Genomic DNA, 22,417 nt, shown 5'->3' with positions numbered 1-22,417 from the left:
TTGAAAAAACAGGCTGAATTCACCACATCATAGGCCGTTGAACGAGAATGGAAAACCCTTCGGTTTACTGGCAACGGGAGAGATGACGATGAATATGATGCGCACCGCCATGCTTCTGGCCTTTATGACAGCGCTGTTCATGGGGATTGGCCTGCTGATCGGAGGCAAGGGCGGTATGATGATCGCACTGGTGATCGCTGCCGGCATGAACCTGTTTTCCTACTGGAATTCCGACAGGATGGTTCTGTCTGCCTATCATGCGCAGGAAGTGGACGAGCGCAATGCGCCCGAACTGTTTCATATGATCCGTGATCTGTCGGCCAATGCCGGCCTGCCAATGCCGCGCGTCTACGTTTACGACAACCCGCAGCCGAATGCGTTTGCCACAGGTCGCAACCCGGAGAATTCTGCCGTTGCCGCCTCGACGGGTCTATTGGAGCGCCTGACGCCGGAAGAGGTGGCAGGTGTGATGGCGCATGAACTGGCGCATATTCAGAACCGCGACACCCTGATCATGACGATAACTGCGACATTTGCCGGTGCTATTTCCATGCTTGCCAATTTCGCCATGTTCTTCAGCGGAAATCGTTCCAACAATCCGTTGGGTGTGATCGGCACGATCGTGGCGATGGTCGTTGCGCCTTTCGCGGCGATGATTGTGCAGATGGCTGTTAGCCGCACACGCGAATATTCAGCCGACCGTCGCGGGGCGGAAATCTGCGGCAATCCGATGTGGCTTGCCTCGGCGCTTGCTAAGATCTCCGGTGCTGCGCATGCTATCCCCAATTACGACGCCGAGCGTAATCCAGCCACCGCGCACATGTTCATCATCAATCCGCTGTCGGGTGAGCGCATGGACAATCTGTTCTCTACCCACCCAAATACCGAGAACCGCATCGCTGCCTTGCAGGAAATGGCATCCTCCTTTGCTTCTACTGCCTCGACTGGCGGCTTTCAGGCTGCTAGACCGCAGCGCGCCGCACGTTCCGTACCCAATACAGGCTGGGGCCGCGGCTCTGATGAACCGCGCAAAGGTCCCTGGTCTTGAACGAGAATAAAAACAAGAAGCCTTCCAAATCGACAAACGGTGCGCGGCCCTCTCGCCCGGTCGCATCCGACAAGCCGGGCCTGGAAGTGCGCATGACCGCTGCCAAGTTTCTCGGCGCGGTGATCGATCGCAAGATTTCCCTTGATGGCATGCTGGATCTCAACCAGGGCAATGCTGCCTACAAGGCTCTGAGTGATGCTGACCGGGCGTTGACGCGTGCCATTCTCACGACCGCGCTGCGTCATCTCCTGCGTCTCGAAGCTGCCATCGCTTCGTTGATCGATGCACCGCTTCCGGAAGGTGCGCGCGCTCTTCATCACGTTCTCATCGTGGCCGCTGCGCAGATCCTGCATCTTGATGTGCCGGCGCACGCAGCCGTTGATCTCGCCGTTGAACAGGCCAATCGCGATCCGCGTAACCGCCGTTTTGCCAAGTTGGTGAATGCGGTGCTGCGTCGCATGGTACGGGAAAAGGACGATCTTCTCGCAAGAACATCCGAAATCTCGCCCGTGCCGGCTTGGTTCCACGCTCGCCTCGCAAAGGCCTATGGGGCAGACGACGCGATGCGCATCGCCGAAGCACAACTCTGGCCGCCTGCGATCGATCTGACAGTCAAAGCCGATCCCGAAGCCTGGGCGAGCAAGTTGAATGGCCGGATACTGGCCACCGGCAGCGTGCGACTTCCGGCCTTCGATGGTTCGGTTTCGGGGCTTGAAGGATATGAGGATGGTACCTGGTGGGTCCAGGATGCCGCTGCCGCCATTCCGGCCAAACTGTTTGGCGATCTGAAGGGCAAGCGTATTGCCGATCTCTGCGCTGCCCCTGGAGGCAAGACGGCGCAGCTTGCCGCGGCGGGTGCAGATGTGGTCGCTATCGAGCAATCCGCTAATCGTGTGCGCAGGCTGCAGGAAAACCTTGATCGTCTCAAGCTGTCGGTCGAGGTGCGCCAGGCCGATCTCTTTGATTTCAAACCGGATGAACTGCTGGACGGTGTTCTGCTTGACGCCCCCTGCTCTTCCACCGGCACGACCCGCCGCCATCCGGATGTGTTCTGGACCAAAGGACCTGAGGATATCGGTAAACTGGCCGTTCTGCAGGAGCGCATGCTCCGTCATGCAATCACTCTGGTGAAGCCGGGCGGTCTGGTGGTGTTCTCGAACTGCTCGCTTGATCCGCTTGAAGGTGAAACCGTCGTTGCCAAGGTTCTGGCGGACAACCCGAACCTTGTCCGCGTTCCGGTCGATCCGGTAGCATGGCCGGGGTTGGAAAAAGCGATCACCTCTCTTGGGGAATTCCGTACCACTCCGGCAATGTTGCCGCCGGTAGACGGGTTTGCAGGTGGCATGGATGGGTTCTTTGCCGCCGTGCTTTCCCCTCGCTAACCGTTTCTTCATCATAAAAGACAATACTTTTTTAGGTTTGCAGGATGATTCCGCCGCCGCATAGCGGCTGGCGCGTTACGCTTGTCGGAGTTTTTTGATTGTCGAGTCACGCCGCAGAACGCCGGGGATCGTTGTCCGCCGGCCTGCAGCAGGCACGTTACAGGTTCTGCCTGGCGTGGCTGGCATTGCGCATGCCTTTAACGCGCCCAACCTTGCGAGTTCCAGATCGTCTGATTGTGGCCCCGACTGATTTGCGAGCCACCGACCCCTATATTGCCGAGGAAATTCTTGAGGGGCGTTTTCCGTTGGCTGGACGCGTATTGGTGACGGACGGTGAATCTCCGTTCACGTTGCAATTGCCATCACGTGGCTTTGCGGAACGACTGCATTCCTTTTCTTGGCTGCGCCATATCCGAACCGCGAAAACGGATGCAGCTTGCGCAAATGCCCGTTCCATTACGGCAAGCTGGATAGCGCTCCACGGCAAAAGAATTTCCGGCATTGCCTGGGAGCCGCATGTCGTCGCTGAGCGAATGATTGCCTTGCTCTCTCATTCGACCGTCATACTGCAGGGAAGCGATAGCGGATTCTACCGCCGCTTTATGAAGAGCCTTGCCTACCAGGCAAAGTATCTGCGCAAGATCGGCGATTATCTGCCCGAAACAGAAACCCGGCTAAGGCTGCAGATCGCGCTCGCGATGGCGGCGATAGCCATGCCTAATTCTGCGGCTGCGGTGCGGCGCCAGGGACTGAAACTTGATCGCGAACTGGAGCGGCAGATTTTGGCTGATGGGGGCCATGCCTCCCGCAACCCCCGCCTTGTTCTGGACTTGTTGCTTGATCTCCTGCCGCTGAGACAAACCTATATCAATCTCGGTCATGACATCCCGCAAAAACTCATTCCGACAATCGATCGCATGTATCCAGCCCTGCGTTTTTTCAGGCATCAGGATGGTGATCTTGCATTGTTCAATGGTGCGAGCGCTACGCCGGCTACCGAACTTCTGTCAGTGTTGAGATATGACGAGACCTCTGGAAAACCGTTCAAGGCTCTGCCCCATATCCACTATCACAGGCTGGCAGCCGGTGAAACAACCGTCATTGTCGACACCGGATCGCCACAGTCGGCTCAAGCGGCACATTCGGCCCATGCGGGTTGCCTTGCCTTTGAAATGTCAGCTGGCCGACATCGCTACATTATCAACGCGGGCATGCCAAAATTTGCCGGCCGCAGCTACCGGACGCTTGCCCGCGCAACCGCCACTCATTCGACGGTAACTTTGAGCGAAACCTCGTCTTCAAGGCTCACGAAATCGCCATTGGGCCTTGCTGTCATGGAGCCGTTCAGCATCGTTCATTGCGATCGATCCGAAGATACGCAGGGCAATGACTGGCTGAGTGCAACGCATGACGGCTATCTCGCGCGCTTCGGGTATCTGCATGCCCGTGAGATCGGCATGAACGTCAAGGGCACGAAGATCAAGGGCCATGACAAATTCATTATGCCCGATGGCAATACACGCGGCAGCGGCAAGGAGCTTGCGGCCGTCGCCCGCTTTCACATCCATCCTTCAATCTCCTTGTCGCGTATCGATGGTGAAACGGTATTGATGGACGCGCCGGATGGTGACGCATGGCTGTTCACGGCGCCGGGGCTCGAGGTGGAAATCGAGGAGGATATCTTCTTTGCGGATGTCTCCGGCGTGCGCGAGACGGAGCAGTTGACGATAACCTTCACCCTGCCGATGGTGAATGAAATCCGCTGGATGCTGAAACGATCGGAATAGTGCGGTTCCTTCTCTGTCAAACCTGTGCTAACGCGACGCCTTGAGGGCGCCCGATCGTCTGCGGGCGCGACCAGATGGAGAAGCCCGATGGCCGTCGTGTCCAAAAAAATTCCCGCTCCCGACAAGGTGAAAATTCGTACCGCGCTTTTGTCGGTTTCGGACAAGACCGGTATCATCGAGCTTGCCAAGGCGTTGGCGGAGCAGGGGGTGCGCCTTCTGTCGACCGGCGGTACCCACAAGGCAATCGCCGCTGCCGGCCTTGAGGTCACCGATGTTTCAGAAGTGACCGGTTTTCCGGAAATCATGGATGGTCGCGTCAAGACGCTGCATCCGGGCGTTCACGGTGGTCTTCTCGCCATCCGCGATGACGAAGACCACGTTGCTGCCATGAAGGAACATGGCATCGGTGGCATCGATCTCAGCGTCATCAACCTCTATCCGTTCGAGGAAGTGCGTGCGGCCGGTGGGGACTACCCGACGACGGTTGAAAACATCGATATCGGCGGCCCGGCCATGATCCGTGCCTCGGCGAAGAACCACGCCTATGTCACTATTGTCACCGACCCATCTGATTATCCGGCGCTGATCGAGGTGCTGGGCAGCAATGATGGCCATACAGCCTATGCTTTCCGCCAGAAACTGGCGGCAAAGGCCTATGCCCGAACCGCGGCTTACGACACGGCGATTTCTAACTGGTTCGCCGAAGCGCTCGATATCGAGATCCCGCGCTACCGCACCATCGGCGGGGTGTTGAAGGAAGAAATGCGTTACGGCGAAAACCCGCATCAGAGCGCCGGCTTCTATGTAACCGGCGAGAACCGTCCGGGTGTTTCCACGGCCACTCTTCTGCAGGGCAAGCAGCTTTCCTATAACAACATCAACGATACCGATGGTGCCTTCGAGCTGATCGGCGAATTTACGGCCGACAAAGGGCCTGCCTGTGCGATCATCAAGCACGCAAACCCCTGCGGCGTTGCTACCGGCTCTACGCTGAAGGATGCCTATCTGCGGGCACTTGCCTGCGACAGCACGTCTGCCTTCGGCGGTATCATCGCGCTCAATCAGTTGCTGGATGGCGAGACCGCGGAAGAAATCGTCAAACTGTTCACCGAGGTCATCATCGCGCCTGAAGTGTCGGAAGAGGCCAAGGCGATCATCGCCAAGAAGCCGAACCTGCGCCTTCTGGTGACCGGCGGCCTGCCGGACCCGCGCTCGCGCGGCATCACGGCAAAGACCGTTGCCGGTGGCCTGCTGGTCCAGACCCGCGACAACGGCATGATCGAAGATCTCGATCTGCGTGTCGTCACCAAGCGCGCGCCGACGCCGACCGAGCTGGAAGACCTGAAGTTCGCCTACAAGGTTGCCAAGCACGTCAAGTCGAACGCTATCGTCTACGCCAAGGAAGGCCAGACAGCCGGTATTGGTGCCGGCCAGATGAGCCGCATCGACTCCGCGCGCATCGCCGGCCTCAAGGCTGAAGAAGCCGCCAAGGCTATGGGCTGGGCCGAGCCGATGACCAAGGGTTCGGCGGTTGCCTCGGAGGCCTTCTTCCCGTTTGCGGATGGCCTGTTGTCGGCCATTTCCGCAGGCGCGACCGCCGTCATCCAGCCAGGTGGGTCGATGCGCGATGCCGAGGTGATTGCGGCTGCCGATGAGCATGGCGTTGCCATGGTCTTCACCGGAATGCGCCACTTCCGCCATTGAGTGCAAAATTTACGAGGTCGGAAGCTCTTCCGGCCTCGTTTTGGGCTCAGGCGTGCTGATCAAAAGCACGAGGCCTGCCGAGAGAAAGATGGTCAGCGTTGCCATGCCGACATGCGCGGAGCCTGTGGCATAGGTTGCGACGGAAAAGGACAACGTGGCGAGAAAACTCGTGGCCCTGCCTGACAGCGCATAGATGCCGAAATAACGACCCGCTTCCGACAGGCTAACACTGCGCGCCATATAGGAACGGGAGGATGCCTGCACCGGTCCGAAGGCGATGCCGATCAGCATACCGAAAAGGATATAGGCTTTTTCCGCGGCCGTGCCGAACAGGCCACCACTATCTTCCGCCGATAACGGCAGTAGGCCGAAAAACACATTGCCAGGGCTTGTCGAGATGATGCCCACTGTTGCGGTCAAAAGTAGCGTCAGGCTGATGATGACCACGGTTTTCGAGCCTATCGCGCGGTCTACCCAACCTGCTGCAATACAGCTGAACACTGCAACCACGTTCAGGATAATACCGTAAATGCCGATCTCGATGGTTGCCCAACCGAACATGCCGGCAGCAAAGGCGCCGCCAAGGATCAGAAGACCATTGACGCCATCCTGATAGAGCATGCGGGCCACGAGAAAGCGCAGCAAATGCGGCCGGTGTTTTAGCTCGCCGATCGTGCCGCGCAACTGACACAAGCCCGAGGCGATTGCTTGGCGTAGCGGCAGGCCCTTTGCCGCATCCGGGGTGAACAGGAACATCGGCAGAATGAAGATCAGATACCACGCTGCCGACAGCGGGCCGGTTACGCGGGAATCCTCGCCTGTTGTCGGATCGAGACCGAACAGCGGTGTCGTGCCGATGATCGTCCGCCCGGATTGCGGATCGCCGGCCAGCAGCGCGACCACGAGGATCAGCACCAGCATTCCGCCGAGATAACCCAACCCCCAAGCGATGTTGGAAATACGCCCGACTTCCTTTTCGCTCACAAGCCGTGGCATCATCGAGTCGTTGAAGACGATCGAAAATTCCGCCGCAAGCGACGCCAGAACCATGAACAGCAGCGGCCATATGATCGGTGAGCCAGGTGCTGCAAACCAAAGCATGGCTAAGCTGGCGACCTTGATGACGGCGAAAAAGGCAATCCACGGCTTTCGTGAGCCGGATTCATCGGCGATCGAACCGAGAACCGGTGATAGAATAGCGATCAGCAACGATGAGACAGTTGCCATATTGCTCCAGGCGGCCTGAGCCGCGACCGGATCTTCGGTCATTCGGGCCACGAAATAGGGCCCGAAGATAAAGGTCGTAACGACCGTGAAGAAAGGTTGAGCGGCCCAGTCGAACAACATCCAGCCCCAGATGCCAAGACGTGATGTTCTCGGATCTGGGGCAGGGTGGTCGGTCGACATGGGGCCGGTCTCCATGGATGATTATATCAGTGATTACTTGGCGCTGCGGTGGGCGAGATCGCCCAGCAGGCCGGCAGCCACCGTTACCTTCGCCAAAGTCACATCCGCGCCGTCGCTGAGTGCGATAAGTTCGCCGCTGATGCGGTTCACGCGCTGACGATCACCGGCATACCAGGCCTCGACCGGCTTCTTGTCTTTTGCATGTGCGGACAAGGCGGCAATGACGATGTCCCGGCGGGCAACGGTGATCTGCTGCAGGCTGCGGGTCAGTGCCAGGCTTTCATAATGATCGCTGGTCGCCACCCTTTCGCCTGCTTCCAGCAACCGGCCGATGCGGAAGATTTCGCTGACGGCAAAGTAGGCTTCCGTCGCACGGGCCAAAGGTTCGCTGGTGCGTTCGGCGACGACCATGATTTCCGGCGCGAGCACGAGGGTCGGCAGGGCACGCAGCTTTTGCGAAAGATCTTCCGAGATACCGGCTGTTTCCAGTTCTGTATCGGCCGGCAGATCTTTCAACGATGTCCGCATACCCTTGATCGCCGTTGCCAGGCGGCGGCTTGCTGCTTCCAGCGGACCATCGGCGGTTTTGGTCTGCAGGATCAACCGGGTCGCGTCGGCGAAAATATCCTCGACATGTGCATAGAGCATGTTCTGGGTCGCACCCGGAAGAACATTGTCGAGCGCGTCAATTTCCTTCCAGATCTGGGTCAGGCCAAAGCTTTCGCGGGCGAGGAACGCGGCCTTGACGACATCTGCCGGCGCGCAGCCGGTAATGTCGACCATCTGCTGAACAAAACCCGGCCCACCCCGATTGATCGTTTCGTTGGCAAGCAATGTCGCAACGATTTCACGATGCAGGCGGTGTCCGGCGATGTCCGCCGCATAAGCCTTCTTCATGCCGGCCGGGAAATAGTCGGCCAAAGTGTCTGCCATATAAGGATCGTCCGGCAGCGCGCTCTCGAGAATGTCGTCAAACAGAACGATCTTCGCGTAGGAAAGAAGCACGCCGATTTCCGGCCGGGTCAATGGTTTGCCGGCAATGTACCGGTCGGCCATGGTCGTATCATCCGGCAAGGTTTCGACCTTGCGGTTCAACTGACCACGGGATTCGAGAACCGACATCAGGCGGGACAGCACTTCACGATCACGAATACCCTTGCGCTCGGATAGCGAGATTGCCAGCGATTGCAGGTAGTTGTTGCGCAGGACAAGCGCCGCGACCTCTTCCGTCATCGAAGTCAGGAGGCGGTTGCGCTTTTCACGCGGCAGGCGGCCTTCCTTCATCGCGGGGCTCAGCGCAATCTTGATATTGACTTCGACGTCGGAGGAATTGACACCTGCCGAGTTGTCGATCGCATCCGAATTGCATCGGCCACCGTTCAGCGCATAGGCGATACGGCCCTTCTGCGTGACGCCCAGATTGGCGCCTTCGCCGATGACCTTGGCGCGCAGTTCGCCGGCCGTAACACGGATCGGATCATTGGCGCGGTCGCCGACTTCGGCATCGGTTTCGGAAGCGGCCTTGATATAGGTGCCGATACCACCGAACCACAGCAGATCGACGGGGCTTTTTAGAATAGCAGTCAGGATTTCGAACGGTGTCGCAGTCGTTTTGCCAAGGTCGATCGCAGCAGCGGCTTCCGGCGTCAGCTTTACTGATTTTTCCGAGCGCGAAATGATCATTGCTCCCTCGGACAGGACCGAGCGATCATAATCCTGCCAACTGGAGCGGGGCAGGGCGAACATACGCCCACGTTCGGCGAAGCTCTTTGTCGTATCCGGATTCGGGTCGATGAAGATGTCGCGGTGGTCGAAAGCGGCGATCAGGCGGATTTCGCGTGACAGCAGCATGCCGTTGCCGAACACGTCGCCCGACATGTCGCCGACACCGGCAACGGTGAAGGGGGTGGTTTGGATATCGATGTCCTGCTCGCGGAAATGGCGTTTGACGGTTTCCCAGGCGCCGCGGGCCGTGATGCCCATCTTCTTGTGGTCGTAACCGGCGGAACCACCCGAGGCAAAAGCGTCATCCAGCCAGAAGCCGGCTTCCTGCGCAAGGCCGTTAGCCGTGTCGGAGAAGGTGGCGGTACCCTTGTCGGCGGCAACAACGAAATAGGGATCGTCGTCATCGACGCGCACCGTATTCTTGGGCGCGGCCACCTCACCATCGATGATGTTGTCGGTGATCGACAGCAACGTGCGGATATATGTCATGTAGGCCGCACGACCAGCATTGAAGATTTCGTCGCGCGTGCCGCCGACCGGCAGTTTCTTCGGGAAGAAGCCCCCCTTGGCACCGACCGGCACGATGACGGCATTCTTGACCTGTTGTGCCTTCACGAGGCCCAGCACTTCGGTGCGGTAATCCTCGCCGCGATCGGACCAGCGCAGGCCGCCACGGGCGACCTTGCCAAAACGCAGATGCACGCCCTCGACTTCGGTACCGTAGACGAACATTTCGCGGAACGGACGCGGCTCCGGCAGGTTGTCGAGTTGTTTCGGATCCAGCTTGAACGCCAGCATGGCATTTGGCTTGCCGCTTTCGTCGCGTTGAAAATAGTTGGTGCGAAGGGTCGAATCGATGACGTTGACGAAACGGCGAAGCGTGCGGTCATCGTCGAGGTTGGGCACATCAGCCAATGCCGTTTCGATTTCGGCATGGCGCTCGGAGAGCTTTTTGTCCCGCTTCTTGTCGCTCAGTTTCGGGTCAAAGCCGTCATGGAACAGTTTCAGCAGATCGGCGGCGATCGTCGGGTAACGTGCCAGCGTGTCGGCGATATGGTTCTGCGAATAAACGATGCCTGTCTGGCGCAGATAACGGGCATAGGCACGCAGCACCGTCACTTCACGTGAGGAAACGCCGCAAAGCAGAACAAGCCTGTTGAAACTGTCATTGTCGATCAGGCCAAAATAGGCATCGAGGAATGCCTCTTCGAGCTGCTGTGACTGGCGTGCGAAGTCGATGCGGTGGCTACCATCGATCCGCAATTCCATATCGTGCACAACGACCAGCGTGCGGCCACCTTCGGCTTCCACTTCCAGTTCGAACGTCTGCTCGCTCAGCACCTGAAAACCGAGATTTTCCAGAAGTGGCACGCGGCGTGACAGTGAAAGCTGGCCGGCCTGATGGAAGATTTTCAGCGAAAGCGTGGCCTCGTCATCGTCACTGCTGCGATAGAATTCGATGCGGATGGGCTCGCCGCCGACGCAGGCATTGATATCCGCCAGATCACCGAACACCTCTTCCGGCGTAAAGGTCTCCTGATAGGCCTGGGTCGTATGGAGTGTGGGCTGGTGCGGCCCCGCGAGGGTTGCAAATCGTTCGCTCCAGGGGGTCGCAATATCGCGAATGGTCGCTTCCAGCTTCTGCTGCGGAATGCGCGGCGTCTTGCCGCCGGTTCGGCCAATAATGAAGTGGACGCGGGCTATCCCGCCCTCCGGGAAAGCGGGGTAATAGGCGGAAACATGCCCTTCGTAGATGTTGGAAAGGTAGTCACCTACCTTTTCACGTACGTATGAGTTGTAGTTTTCACGTGGAACATAAACAATCACTGACACGAAACGGTCGAACTGGTCGATACGCGGCAGAACGCGCACGCGCGGGCGTTCCGCCAGTTCCATGATCTGTTCGCAGAACTTTATCAGAACATCGGGGTGGATCTGGAACATGTCATCACGCGGATAGGATTCCAGCGTGTTCTTCAGCATGCGGCCGGAATGGCTCAGACGGTCAAAGCCGAAATGCTCCTTGATGCGTTTGCTCTTGGCGCGGATGAGCGGAATTTCACTGACGGAATGGGTATAGGCCGTTGCCGTGAACAGGCCGACGACACGCAGTTCGCCAATGACTTTGCCGGATTCGTCAAAGCGCTTGATGCCGACATAATCCATATAGGCACGGCGATGGACAACGGATTTGACGTTGGCCTTGGTGACGATCAGGAAATCAGGTCCTTCAAGGAATTCGAGGATTTCCGGCGTGGTCATCACGGCATTTTTGCCCTGACGCAGAACGAGAACGTCCGGATCGGACAGAATGCCGAGGCCGCGTTCAGTGGCGCGCTCGAAGCGGGCTTCGGCACCGTTGCCCGAATAGGTATATTCGCGCATGCCGAGGAAGGTGAAGTTGTCGTCACGCAGCCATTCAAGGAAGGCCAGCGCTTCGTCACGATCGGTCTTTTTGCGAGAGATCGCCGAGAGTTCAGAGATCGCGGTCTCAAGGCGGGCAAGCATAGCCTGCCAGTCCACGATCGCCAGATGAACTTGCTCCAGAACCTTGCCGATGCGCTGTTCCAGATCACTTGCCTGTTCCGCGCTCAGCAACGGCATGTGAATCTGGATCAGGCTGACCGTGTGTTCGGGATCGGCCGGTGCGTCGCTTGGTTGAAAGACCGGTTCCTTGCCGTTTTCGACGTGCAGGATGGGGTGAACGGTCAGAGTCAGGTCACGATAGCTGCTCGTCACCTCGCCCATGATGGAATCATAAAGGAAGGGCTGGTTGCGATCGATGATCGTCAGCACTGAGACTGCTGTCCCGGCCGGTTCTATACCGGGAACTGCTTCGATCAGAACGTGCGCGGTCTTCTGATCCCAGCCTGCCAGGGCCTTCCGTGCTTCCTCTGCGGAAAGAGCAAGCATTTCGGGGGTATAATCTGCAAGGTCATCCTTGCTGGCCCGGCTGAAGAGGAGATGCGGATCGAGTGCATTCTTGGTGGCGATGCGGCGTGCCGCGTCGATCTGCTTGTCTTTTTTCGGATTGCGCTTCTTATCCACGGGCATTCCTCTCCCAGATCATATTATTGGCGTCTGACGCGGACGACGCGAAGCAGACATTTGTCTCATGTTAACCGATTGCCACCCGGTTATTCCACCGATCAGCGAAGACTTGTTGACATAAAGGCCTGAAAAACTGATCAACAACGCATTCGATCGAAAGTCTTTGCCATGTCCGAAAACCCAAGCGCTGTCATCGTCATTTCCAGTCACGTCGTGCGCGGGTCGGTTGGCAACCGGGCTGCCGTGTTCGCTTTGGAAACACTGGGATTTCCGGTCTGGGCACTGCCGACAGTTGTTTTGCCCTGGCATCCCGGGCATGGCCGCTCGACACGCATGGTCTTTCCTGAAGAAGAGTTCGAGAAGGTCATTGATGATCTGATCGCGGCACCATGGATCGGTGAGGTCAAAGCTGTACTGACCGGGTATTTCGGTCATCCGGGCCAACCCAAGGCGGTTGCGCGCCTCATTCGGGCCCTGCGGCAGAAAAATCCGGACGTGATGTATGTATGCGATCCCGTCATGGGTGATCTCGGCGGGCTCTACATCCCTCTGCCGACAGCGGAGGCTATCCGCGACGAACTTATCCCGCTTGCATCGCTGGCAACACCAAACCGATATGAACTGGCCTGGCTTTCCGGTGCCGCGCTTGAAACCAATGCAGCAATCATGGATGCGGCCGTGGCGCTTGGTCCGGCCCGAATGCTGGTGACTTCGGCCGTGCCCATGATGACCGGTGGAACCGGCAATCTTTATTTGACAGGCAAGCTCGCGCTCTTGGCCGAACATCGCCTGATCGACAATCCGCCGAACGGCCTGGGCGATTTGCTGGCTGCGGTTTTTCTTGCCCGCCTGCTGTCTGGCATGGATGAGGAAAAGTCCCTGCAGATGGCGACGGCCAGCGTCTACGAAGTGCTGGCACGGACGGCCAAACGCGGTGGTGATGAACTGGCACTTGAGACCGACGCTTCCAGCCTGGCGACGCCCATGGCGATGGTACAGTTGCGCCGTTTGATTCACCCTTTGCAGAACGTTCGCCGATAAGGCGATATCGTGCACGTTGATTCCCGTCAGCGTGCGCTATAAGCGTCTTCTCATGGACACTTTTCCCGAACTTTTGCTCGCGGGTTACCGCAACTTCATGAACGGCCGCTATGCCGATGCCCGCGAACGTTATCGCGTGCTTGCCGAGCAGGGCCAGACCCCTCATACGCTGTTGATTGCCTGTTGCGATTCACGCGCGGCACCGGAACTTATCTTTGACTGTGGTCCCGGTGAATTGTTCGTTGTTCGCAACGTTGCAAACATGGTGCCGCCTTTCGAGCCGGACAGCCAGTATCACGCGACATCTGCGGCTGTTGAATATGCCGTCCAGGTGCTCAAGATCAGCAATATCGTCGTCATGGGACACGGTCGTTGCGGTGGCATCAAGGCGGCTCTTGACCCGGATATGGAGCCACTTTCTCCCGGCGATTTCATAGGCAGGTGGATGCAGCTTCTGAAGCCCGCCGCCGAGCAGATCCAGAACAATGATCTGATGACACAAGGCGAGCGCCAGACCGCGCTCGAGCGCGTCTCTATCCGCAACTCGATCACCAATCTGATGAGCTTTCCATTCGTGAAGACGCTTCACGAAGAAGGTGAACTCAACGTCCACGGCGCGTGGTTCGATATTTCGAGCGGCGAGCTCTGGATCATGAACGAGGCGGGCGATTTTATCCGCCCTGACCTCTGAGCATCATATTCGTTGAAATGAGATCGACGGCTTATTGGCCGTCGATCTGGGCGCCCATATAGGCGATTGCCTTCTGATAGACAGAAGCAGCATTCCATCCCTGGATAGCAACAAAGTTTGGTTCGCCCGGCTGATAGCCGGCGCCAGCGCGCCAGCCATGGCCACGCAGGAAATTAGCGGTGGATGCCAGGGCATCTGCACGCGAACGGACCATATCGATATGGCCGTCGCCATCACCATCGGCACCATAGCGGATGACGTTCAGCGGCAGGAACTGCGTCTGGCCGATTTCACCATGGGCCGCGCCCTTGGCCGTCACGCTCAGGTCGCCACGCGCAACAAGCTGCAAGGCAGCATAAAGCTGCTCGGTGAAGAATGCCGAGCGGCGGCAGTCATAGGAAAGCGTCGCGACAGCGGAAAGCGTGTGCTGGTTACCCATATAGCCGCCGAAACCGGTTTCCATGCCCCAGATTGCCAGGAGCGGACCAGCCGGAACGCCGTAACGACGCTCGATGGATGCAAACAGCGAGGCGTTGTTCTTCTTCATCGTCTTGCCACGCGAAATGATCGCCTGGCCTCCACGCTTCTTCATGAATTCCTCGAAGGAAAGCTTGAAGCTGCGCTGACCGCGGTCCGCGCGGATCGTATCGCGGTTGTAGCTGACATTGGCGAAGGCGCGGTCGAGAACCGACGGTGATATACCCTTTGATGGAGCCGTCTGCTTGAAATCCTGGACCCAGTTGGCAAAGCCGCTGCTGTCGTTTCCACACGCCGCTGCCAGAGCGGGTGCCGCGGAAAAGCCGAAGCCGATTGCGAGTATACCGGAGAGCAAAAGCTTTTTCATGCGTGTCAGGTCCATCGTTCTGTTAAAGCAGCGATCAGGTTACTCACTGCAGGGCCACCGATATTAAGCTTATGGCAGAGTTTTCGACGCTCGCAACGCAAGGAAGCATGAACAGTTCGTGATCCTTGCTGCGATTCGTATTTAAAAACCCCGCCTTTCAGCGGGGTTTTTAGTATTACATGCTTACTAAATGGTTCAAGCGGCCTGCTTGCGCGGCTTGATCAGGCCACGATTGACAAGAAGTTCGGCAATCTGGATGGCATTGAGGGCTGCACCCTTGCGCAGATTGTCGGAAACGACCCAGATGTTGAGGCCGTTCTCGACAGTCGCGTCTTCGCGGATGCGCGAGATATAGGTCGCATCTTCACCGGCGGATTCGAGCGGGGTGATGTAGCCACCGTTCTCGTGCTTGTCGATGACAAGGCAACCCGGTGCTTCTCGCAGGATGTCGCGAGCCTGATCGGCTGTGATCTCGTTTTCGAACTCGATATTGACCGATTCCGAGTGACCGATGAAGACCGGTACGCGCACGGCGGTGCAGGTGACCTTGATCTTCGGGTCGAGCATCTTCTTGGTTTCGGCCAGAACCTTCCACTCTTCCTTGGTGTAACCGTCTTCCATGAAGCTATCGATATGAGGAATGACGTTGAAGGCGATGCGCTTGGTGAACTTCTTGGCTTCGACCGGATCGGCGACGAATACGGCGCGGGTCTGGGTGAAGAGTTCGTCCATGCCTTCCTTGCCGGCACCGGAAACGGACTGGTAGGTCGAGACGACGACACGCTTGATCTTGGCGAAGTCGTGAAGTGGCTTGAGAGCGACAACGAGCTGGGCCGTCGAGCAATTCGGGTTGGCGATGATGTTCTTCTTGCCGAAGGTTGTGATTGCATCCGGGTTTACTTCCGGGACGATCAGCGGGACTTCGGAATCATAACGCCAAGCCGACGAGTTATCGATTACGACGCAACCCTGCGCGCCGATCTTTGGCGACCACTTCTTCGAAGCGTCACCACCGGCGGACATCAGGCAGATATCGGTGTCGGAAAAATCGTAATGCTCGAGGTTGGAAACCTTCAGTGTCTTGTCGCCGTAGGAGACTTCGGTGCCCTGGCTGCGAGCGGAAGCGAGTGCGACGACTTCATCTGCCGGAAAGCCACGCTCGGAAAGAATGTTCAGCATTTCCCGGCCGACATTGCCGGTAGCGCCTGCGACTGCGATCTTGAAACCCATGATATGCTCTCTTTCTCTTCTCTCCTCGGCGGTGAGGGGAACCGGCACAATTCGCCGGATCCTGATCCCCGGCCTTACCGGGGAGAGAGCGGTGGCCAGAGACGTCAGACGATAATTTTCGTCGTGGTTTTGGCCTTGGTTTTGGAAACAAAGAAGCATCCTCCGGCAATCCGTGCCGGCTGAACATGGGCAGCGATGTCGAACCGCATATGGGCCATGGTGCTTCCTTTTCGCGCGAATTCATTAAAAGATTTGCAGGCAGAGTCAAGCGCGGTGTAACGCAAGCCGGTTAAGCTGGACAATGCAGCAGGCTTCGCCTTACACCGATCCAAAGTTTTTGAAACAGGACGATAATATCCGTCATGATGACGAATCTGCTTCTCTGCATTGCTGCTGCTGCATCGAGTTGGCTGGTCATATGGCTGATGATCTTGAATGCGGGGCGATTTGGACTGGTTCAAGCGCCTGTCGCACGTTCGTCGCACAAGACACCAACACCAACGGGCGGTGGCATCGGGATTGTTGTTGGTGCGTTGATTGCCTGTGTGGTTTTTGCCGGAAATGATCTTGTAGCGCTGGGCCTGTGCGGCTTGGGTCTCGTTATCGCTCTCTTGGGTTTGATCGATGATCGGACCCCACTGCCGGCCCGGCTGCGTTTTCTCGTTCAGGCCGTGGCTGTTGCGGGAGCCATCTTTCTTTCCGGCGTTGCCACTGATTTTTTCGGATCAAGCTTCTCCGCTCTCTGGCCACTCGCCGTTGCCTTGCTATTGCTGGCGGGTGTCTGGTGGATAAACCTGTTTAATTTCATGGATGGAATCGACGGTATTGCCGGCCAGCAGGCCGTGATCATGCTGTTTTCAGCCATGCTGGTGATCTGGAGTCACGGTGGAAGCTTGTCGCCGACATGGTGGATGATGGCTGCTGTCGCGGTTTCGACTTTATCGTTTCTCATATTCAATTGGCCGCCAGCGCGTATATTCATGGGAGATGCTGGCAGCACGTTTCTTGCCTTCATGCTGTTCGCTTTTGCGTTGTTCAGTATTTCGTTCGGTTGGATGATAGTTCCGCAATGGCTTCTCATAGCTTCATTGTTTGCATCAGATGCCACGGTCACCTTGCTGGTTCGATTTTTACGCGGCGAGAATGTTACGCAAGCTCATCGTTCTCATGCTTATCAACGTCTGTTCCGGAGTTTGGGTGGCGCTCGACGCGTGACAGGTGCTGCAGCTATTTTCAATCTGGTGTTTCTTTTGCCGGCAACCGTATTTCTTCCTGCATCACCGCTTTTCGCCTACGGCTTTGTAACTATCGTTTATGCTTGTCTTGCCGCTGGCTGCCTATGGGTCGGTGCAGGCTTGAAGGACAATGAAATGGGTGGGCATTTTGGACGTGGCAGGCATTAACCGGCATGCCGCAGGAAAGGAGACCTCACCTTTGATTCTGATTACTGGCGGAAATGGCTTTATCGGTCGGTTCCTGATCTCTTTTCTGGAGAAGCGCGGGACCGCCGTCCGCGCAGTCAGCCGCAATCCGGCACCCGGATGTATCTCTGTCGGGGATATGACAAGGCAATTCGATTGGACAGCCCTGCTGCACGATATCGATGTCGTAATTCATCTTGCAGGTCGGGCACACGTCCTGAAAGAAGAAGCCGACCCCGCAGAGGCTTTCAGGTTGGTCAATGTTGAAGCGACGCTGGCGCTGGCACGCCAGGCCGCTGCTGTCGGCGTGCGCCGTTTCGTTTTTGTTAGTTCGATCAAGGCAAGCGGGGGCCATAGCGTCACGAGACAACCTTTTCTGGCGGACGACATGCCAAAACCGGTTGATGAATACGGACGTTCGAAACTGGAGGCGGAGCGGCGCCTGTTTCAGCTTGGTCGTGAAACCGGCATGGAAATCACTGTCGTCCGCCCTCCGCTTGTTTACGGGCCGGATGTGCCGGCCAATTTCGCGCTGATGTTGAAATGGGCAGGTAGTGGGCTGCCTTCGGTTTTTGGTGCAGTTACCAATAGCCGCTCGATGGTTTATGTCGAAAACCTATGCGACCTCTTGGCGCGGGTTGCAGAGCATCCTCAAGCGGCAGGCCAGATTTTTCTCGTCAGCGACGGCATCGATCTTTCTACCGCAGATCTGTTTTCCAGACTGGCAAAGCTGCAGGGAAAAAAGCCGATACATTTGCCGATTCCAGTGCCATTTCTGGGTGCCGTTTTGCAACTTTTAGGAAAGTCGGCCTACCGAGAGCGCTTGCTTGCCAACCTGCAGGTCGATATAGGCAAGACCTGTCGTCTCCTGCAATGGTTGCCGCCGATTTCTTCAGAAGATGGAATGCGCGCGACGGTTGAAAGTTTCAGAGGTCCACCGGAAGCGCGGAACTGATACGATGATAAGAGATAACGCTTGGAATATCGGTCTGGTTTGGTGAAATGAGCGTGATCGAATTCCTGCGCCGGCTTATTACGGTGACCCCGAGATTGTGGAAACGTATCCTGCTCATCGGGTTTGATTTTTCTGCGCTTATGTTTGCTCTGTGGGCAAGTTATGCGCTGCGCTATGCCGATTGGGCCCCGCAGATTACCGATGAACGTCTGCTGCTCGGTCTTTTAGCTCCTGTCATTGCTATCCCTGTATTTATTCGGATGGGTCTGTATCGCGCTGTTCTGCGCTACCTTCCAGACACGGCCATCTGGACAATCCTGCGTGCAATGGCGATCTCGACAACCATTTGGGTCATCCTGGTTTTTCTGACGGCTATGGCTGGTCGAGACATAGTTCCGCGTTCGGTACCGTTTTTCTATTTTGCAATCGGGGTCTTGTTGGTTGGCGGCAGCCGATTTGCGGCGAAATTGATCCTGAGTACCGGAACGGGCATTCGTCGCGACGAGCACCCAATGCTGATTTATGGGGCGGGACCATCCAGTGTACAATTGGCGACTGTCTTGCGTGGTCATGGCAAACGTTATGTTGTCGGATTGGTTGATGACGATCCCCAGCACCATGGCCGCGATGTCGGTGGGTATCGGGTTTTTCCCCCAAATCAGCTGCCCCGATTAATCGAGAAATATGGGATCCAGGAAATCATCCTGTCCATGTCCTCAATTCCTCTCAACAGGCGTCAGGCGGTGATCAGCCTGGTGAGTGGGCTTGGTGTTAAAATTCGGACATTACCGGATATTACCGATCTCGTTGACGGGCGGTATCTCGTAAACCAAATTCGCGAGATCGAAATCGATGAATTGCTGGGACGCTCCTTCGTCCCACCGGATCAAAATCTGTTGCGCAATGTCTTGCAGAACCGGGTTGTCATGGTGACGGGCGCTGGCGGATCTATCGGGTCAGAGCTGTGTCGACTGATCGCGCAATGGCAACCAAAATCCCTTGTGCTTTTCGAAGCAAATGAATTTGCCCTTTACAGGATCGATCGTGAACTGCGCGGTGGAGGGCATTGTGACGTTGTGCCCGTACTGGCGTCTGTTCGCGATGCCGCGCAGGTGCGCAGCGCGATCGTTCGTAATGGTGTGGAAGTCGTTTATCATGCTGCGGCCCATAAGCATGTGCCTCTGGTGGAAGCAAATGTACTGGAAGGCATCAGCAACAATGTCTTCGGCACGTTGACTGTGGCAGATGTCGCTCTCTCGGCTGGTGTCGAGAAGTTTGTTCTCATTTCTTCGGACAAAGCTGTGCGGCCAACCAACGTTATGGGCGCGACCAAGCGCTGGGCCGAACTGATCATTCGTGACAAGGCAATGGAAGCCGCCAAACATGGCGGTCAGCACTTCTGTGCTGTACGCTTCGGCAATGTTCTTGGTTCAAACGGATCGGTTGTTCCGTTGTTTCGTGAGCAGATCGCCAATGGCGGGCCGGTGACGGTGACGGATCCGGACATGACGCGTTATTTCATGTCCATTCAGGAAGCGTCGGAACTCATCGTCCAGGCAAGTGCAATGTCTACGGGCGGGGACACGTTTCTGCTTGATATGGGCCAGCCGGTGCGGATCGGTGATCTTGCCGAAAACATGATCCGTCTTGCTGGTTTTAATGTTCGAAACCAGCAAAATACCCTTGGCAGCATCGAAATTCAGGTGACGGGCACAAGGCCTGGCGAGAAGCTTTTTGAGGAGCTTTTTTATGACGCTTCCAATGCTCTCAACACGCAGCATCCCAAGATCATGCGCGCGCAGGCAAATCACGCCGATCGTAATATCGCCAAAGCGCTGGGGGAGCTGCAAGGGTCCATAATTAATGCAGATGAAGCACTCGCCCGCAGCATTCTTTTTGATTTCATAGATATTCCGCTCAAACCCGATAGTCATGCTTCCTGAATATCGGGAAGGCCGTCGTCAGACCGTCTCCGATGTCTTTGACGGCCGCAATCGGAGCGGTCGGCGTAGACGCGGTAAACGACCTCGAGTGAAACTGAACAGGATGCCATAGCGGGAAAATGCAATGGCAGTCACGAATGCTGTCCATGCGCCAAATGAAAGCCCGGCAAAAACGTCACTCGGATAATGTACGCCGATGATGACACGGGCCATGCCGAGCCAGAGAGCTACGATAAGAAAGAAAATCCGATAGCGCGGCAAAAGAAGCGCCAAGGCCGCCATGAAAGCGCCAGCAACAGTCGAATGGCCTGAGGGAAAGCTCTCGAAGTTGAAGTTTCCATGCAGCGGTGAGAAGCCAAACGTACCCCATTCTTCATATTGGGTAGGTCTTGCGCGACCGATGGCAATTTTCAGAATGTTGGCGATCAGGCTGGATATCGCCACGGACAGAAAAATATAGGCGGCTATGTGCGTGGTATAGATGACCTTAAAGCGCTTGCGATGCGGCATGGGTCGGCGTGAATAGATAAATGCGCCGAGGAACAAGAGTCCCGCAACGACGAGGATCCAGCCGGAGCGGGCAAAGTCCGTGACCTTTTCACCGATCGGGAGAAGAACATTTGGGGTATGCGTTGCATAAGCGCCCATGGGCGCATCGAGCGTGCAGAAGGCAATCAGGATGAGGTTGACGGCTACAAGGGCATATGGCCACCATGCGGGAGAGGCTGGGCCGCCGCCATGACGTTGTCTGCGTTGTCGTAGCTTGGAAAATGTCGATGTCATGCTCACCTGTTCTTCAATGGCCGCTATGGCTTACGGGAACAGGGATATGGGAAGCCCGGCAAGCGAAAGCCAGCCGGGCCAATAACGAAGTAGCAGAAAACCCAACACATTTGTGTCAGTCCATCATCAGGCAGATGTGGCGACGAACTCTGCGAGGATCGCATCACCCATTTCGGACGTACCGACCTGACGGCAACCTTCACCCATGATGTCGCCGGTGCGGATACCCTTGTCGAGCACGGTCGCAATCGCCTTTTCCAGACGGTAGGCTTCGGCCACCATGTTAAACGAATAACGCAGGCACATCGCAAACGATGCGATCATGGCGATCGGGTTGGCGATGCCTTTGCCAGCGATATCCGGGGCCGAACCGTGAACCGGCTCGTAAAGCGCCTTGCGCTTGCCAGTAGTGGCATCGGGTGCGCCAAGCGATGCGGACGGCAGCATGCCGAGTGAGCCTGTCAGCATGGCAGCAACGTCCGACAGCATGTCACCAAACAGGTTGTCGGTGACGATCACATCGAACTGTTTTGGCGCACGCACGAGCTGCATGCCGCCGGCATCGGCCAGCATGTGCTCCAGCTTGACGTCGGAATAGGTGCGCTTGTGGACCTCGGTGACGACCTGGTTCCAGAGCACGCCGGATTTCATGACGTTGCGCTTTTCCATCGAGCAGACAGCATTCTGTCTCGTGCGTGCCAGTTCGAAGGCGACGCCGGCAATGCGCTCGATTTCATAGGTGTCGTAGATCTGCGTATCGATGCCACGCTTCTGGCCATTGCCGAGATCGATGATCTCCTTCGGTTCCCCGAAATAAACACCACCGGTCAGTTCGCGAACGATGAGGATGTCGAGACCTTCGACCAATTCCGGCTTCAACGAGGAAGCGGAGGCCAGTGCCGGATAGCAGATTGCCGGGCGCAGGTTTGCAAAAAGCTGCATGTCCTTGCGCAGGCGCAGCAGACCGGCTTCCGGGCGAACCTCGTAAGGAACGCTATCCCATTTCGGACCGCCGACGGCGCCAAACAGAACGGCGTCCGCCGCCATGGCCTTGGCCATGTCTTCTTCCGAAATGGCAACGCCGTGTGCGTCATAGGCGCAGCCGCCGACAAGACCTTCGTCAAGGATGAAACCCGTGCCCATGGTGTCGTTCATATGCGCAATGATCTTGCGCACTTCGCCCATCGCCTCGGGGCCGATGCCGTCACCAGGTAGAAGGAAGATTGTATTGGACATGATGTTCCCTTGCGTTCGCAGGCTCACCCTCCTTGCCTCGCTTTGCGCGATGCCTGGATCTCCGCCCGAACCTGCCGAAGGGCGGAGCCGGATATGATATTTATCAGGCTGGGATGGAATGCCGGAAGGCGCCTGAAGAAATCCGTTTCACGACTGTGGCGCGATGGCT

15 protein-coding genes are annotated in these 22,417 nt (G+C 57.0%); 9 read left to right on the top strand and 6 right to left on the bottom strand.

Annotated elements, in window-relative coordinates; genetic code table 11:
• The first annotated feature begins 88 nt into the window (after window positions 1-88).
• From htpX to purH, 4 genes are all read left to right on the top strand, one after another.
• Entirely contained in the window at window positions 89-1,048 is a 960-nt protein-coding gene (gene htpX / locus GAO09_RS07980; protein WP_153353498.1) for a zinc metalloprotease HtpX, read from the top strand.
• Entirely contained in the window at window positions 1,039-2,430 is a 1,392-nt protein-coding gene (locus GAO09_RS07975; RefSeq protein ID WP_410768159.1) for an RsmB/NOP family class I SAM-dependent RNA methyltransferase, read from the top strand. The genes htpX and GAO09_RS07975 overlap by 10 nt, the downstream gene beginning before the upstream one ends.
• Before the next feature lie 191 nt (window positions 2,431-2,621).
• Complete coding sequence (locus GAO09_RS07970; RefSeq protein ID WP_153353547.1) at window positions 2,622-4,217, top strand: heparinase II/III family protein; 1,596 nt, start codon at window positions 2,622-2,624, stop codon at window positions 4,215-4,217.
• Window positions 4,218-4,304: 87 nt separating this feature from the next.
• Entirely contained in the window at window positions 4,305-5,921 is a 1,617-nt protein-coding gene (purH, locus tag GAO09_RS07965; protein ID WP_153353496.1) for a bifunctional phosphoribosylaminoimidazolecarboxamide formyltransferase/IMP cyclohydrolase, read from the top strand.
• Window positions 5,922-5,930: 9 nt separating this feature from the next.
• On the opposite strand, the gene GAO09_RS07960 is transcribed toward purH, so the two are convergent.
• Together GAO09_RS07960 and GAO09_RS07955 are read right to left on the bottom strand one after the other, a co-directional pair.
• Complete coding sequence (locus GAO09_RS07960; RefSeq protein WP_235937975.1) at window positions 5,931-7,328, bottom strand: MFS transporter; 1,398 nt, start codon at window positions 7,326-7,328, stop codon at window positions 5,931-5,933.
• A 33-nt stretch (window positions 7,329-7,361) separates the two neighbouring features.
• On the bottom strand, window positions 7,362-12,101 hold the full coding sequence (locus tag GAO09_RS07955; protein WP_324184984.1) for an NAD-glutamate dehydrogenase: 4,740 nt from the start codon (window positions 12,099-12,101) through the stop codon (window positions 7,362-7,364).
• A 171-nt stretch (window positions 12,102-12,272) separates the two neighbouring features.
• Between GAO09_RS07955 and pdxY the strand changes: the two genes are divergently transcribed.
• Window positions 12,273-13,145, top strand: a complete 873-nt coding sequence (gene pdxY / locus GAO09_RS07950; protein ID WP_153353494.1) for a pyridoxal kinase PdxY — start codon at window positions 12,273-12,275, stop codon at window positions 13,143-13,145.
• A 52-nt stretch (window positions 13,146-13,197) separates the two neighbouring features.
• On the top strand, window positions 13,198-13,836 hold the full coding sequence (locus GAO09_RS07945) for a carbonic anhydrase (protein WP_153353493.1): 639 nt from the start codon (window positions 13,198-13,200) through the stop codon (window positions 13,834-13,836).
• A gap of 31 nt (window positions 13,837-13,867) precedes the next feature.
• On the opposite strand, the gene GAO09_RS07940 is transcribed toward GAO09_RS07945, so the two are convergent.
• Window positions 13,868-14,680: a lytic murein transglycosylase gene (locus tag GAO09_RS07940; protein WP_235937974.1), complete on the bottom strand. Its 813-nt coding sequence runs from the start codon at window positions 14,678-14,680 to the stop codon at window positions 13,868-13,870.
• Between the two features lie 195 nt (window positions 14,681-14,875).
• Window positions 14,876-15,910, bottom strand: coding sequence for an aspartate-semialdehyde dehydrogenase (locus GAO09_RS07935; RefSeq protein ID WP_153353491.1), 1,035 nt, complete (start codon window positions 15,908-15,910; stop codon window positions 14,876-14,878).
• A gap of 362 nt (window positions 15,911-16,272) precedes the next feature.
• Between GAO09_RS07935 and GAO09_RS07930 the strand changes: the two genes are divergently transcribed.
• From GAO09_RS07930 to GAO09_RS07920, 3 genes are read left to right on the top strand one after another with little or no spacing between them, the layout of a single operon-like run.
• Entirely contained in the window at window positions 16,273-17,313 is a 1,041-nt protein-coding gene (locus GAO09_RS07930) for an MraY family glycosyltransferase (protein ID WP_153353490.1), read from the top strand.
• On the top strand, window positions 17,276-18,286 hold the full coding sequence (locus GAO09_RS07925; RefSeq protein WP_153353489.1) for an NAD-dependent epimerase/dehydratase family protein: 1,011 nt from the start codon (window positions 17,276-17,278) through the stop codon (window positions 18,284-18,286). The genes GAO09_RS07930 and GAO09_RS07925 overlap by 38 nt, the downstream gene beginning before the upstream one ends.
• Window positions 18,287-18,333: 47 nt before the next feature.
• On the top strand, window positions 18,334-20,229 hold the full coding sequence (locus GAO09_RS07920) for a polysaccharide biosynthesis protein (protein WP_153353488.1): 1,896 nt from the start codon (window positions 18,334-18,336) through the stop codon (window positions 20,227-20,229).
• An 18-nt stretch (window positions 20,230-20,247) separates the two neighbouring features.
• Here the strand turns inward: GAO09_RS07920 and GAO09_RS07915 are convergent, their stop codons facing one another.
• The gene (locus GAO09_RS07915) at window positions 20,248-21,012 is read right to left on the bottom strand and encodes a phosphatase PAP2 family protein (RefSeq protein ID WP_153353487.1); all 765 of its coding nucleotides are present in this window, start codon (window positions 21,010-21,012) and stop codon (window positions 20,248-20,250) included.
• Between the two features lie 126 nt (window positions 21,013-21,138).
• Window positions 21,139-22,248 (bottom strand): 3-isopropylmalate dehydrogenase, encoded by a 1,110-nt coding sequence (gene leuB / locus GAO09_RS07910; protein ID WP_153353486.1) that lies wholly within the window; start codon window positions 22,246-22,248, stop codon window positions 21,139-21,141.
• Window positions 22,249-22,417 lie beyond the last annotated feature (169 nt).

This window comes from Endobacterium cereale, from assembly GCF_009617585.1.
In the GTDB taxonomy this organism is placed as follows: domain Bacteria; phylum Pseudomonadota; class Alphaproteobacteria; order Rhizobiales; family Rhizobiaceae; genus Neorhizobium; species Neorhizobium cereale.
Note: the sequence above shows the minus strand (reverse complement) of the source record. Positions and strands in the feature narration are given on the sequence as shown.

Bases quoted from the DNA above. Each gene is read 5' to 3' on its own strand.
- GAO09_RS07945 (WP_153353493.1), top strand. From the start codon at position 13,198: ATGGACACTTTTCCCGAACTTTTGCTCGCGGGTTACCGCAACTTCATG.
- GAO09_RS07960 (WP_235937975.1), bottom strand. From the start codon at position 7,328: ATGTCGACCGACCACCCTGCCCCAGATCCGAGAACATCACGTCTTGGC.
- pdxY (WP_153353494.1), top strand. From the start codon at position 12,273: ATGTCCGAAAACCCAAGCGCTGTCATCGTCATTTCCAGTCACGTCGTG.
- GAO09_RS07940 (WP_235937974.1), bottom strand. From the start codon at position 14,680: ATGAAAAAGCTTTTGCTCTCCGGTATACTCGCAATCGGCTTCGGCTTT.
- purH (WP_153353496.1), top strand. From the start codon at position 4,305: ATGGCCGTCGTGTCCAAAAAAATTCCCGCTCCCGACAAGGTGAAAATT.
- GAO09_RS07920 (WP_153353488.1), top strand. From the start codon at position 18,334: ATGAGCGTGATCGAATTCCTGCGCCGGCTTATTACGGTGACCCCGAGA.
- GAO09_RS07930 (WP_153353490.1), top strand. From the start codon at position 16,273: ATGATGACGAATCTGCTTCTCTGCATTGCTGCTGCTGCATCGAGTTGG.
- htpX (WP_153353498.1), top strand. From the start codon at position 89: ATGAATATGATGCGCACCGCCATGCTTCTGGCCTTTATGACAGCGCTG.
- GAO09_RS07915 (WP_153353487.1), bottom strand. From the start codon at position 21,012: ATGACATCGACATTTTCCAAGCTACGACAACGCAGACAACGTCATGGC.
- GAO09_RS07935 (WP_153353491.1), bottom strand. From the start codon at position 15,910: ATGGGTTTCAAGATCGCAGTCGCAGGCGCTACCGGCAATGTCGGCCGG.
- GAO09_RS07970 (WP_153353547.1), top strand. From the start codon at position 2,622: ATGCCTTTAACGCGCCCAACCTTGCGAGTTCCAGATCGTCTGATTGTG.
- GAO09_RS07925 (WP_153353489.1), top strand. From the start codon at position 17,276: ATGAAATGGGTGGGCATTTTGGACGTGGCAGGCATTAACCGGCATGCC.
- leuB (WP_153353486.1), bottom strand. From the start codon at position 22,248: ATGTCCAATACAATCTTCCTTCTACCTGGTGACGGCATCGGCCCCGAG.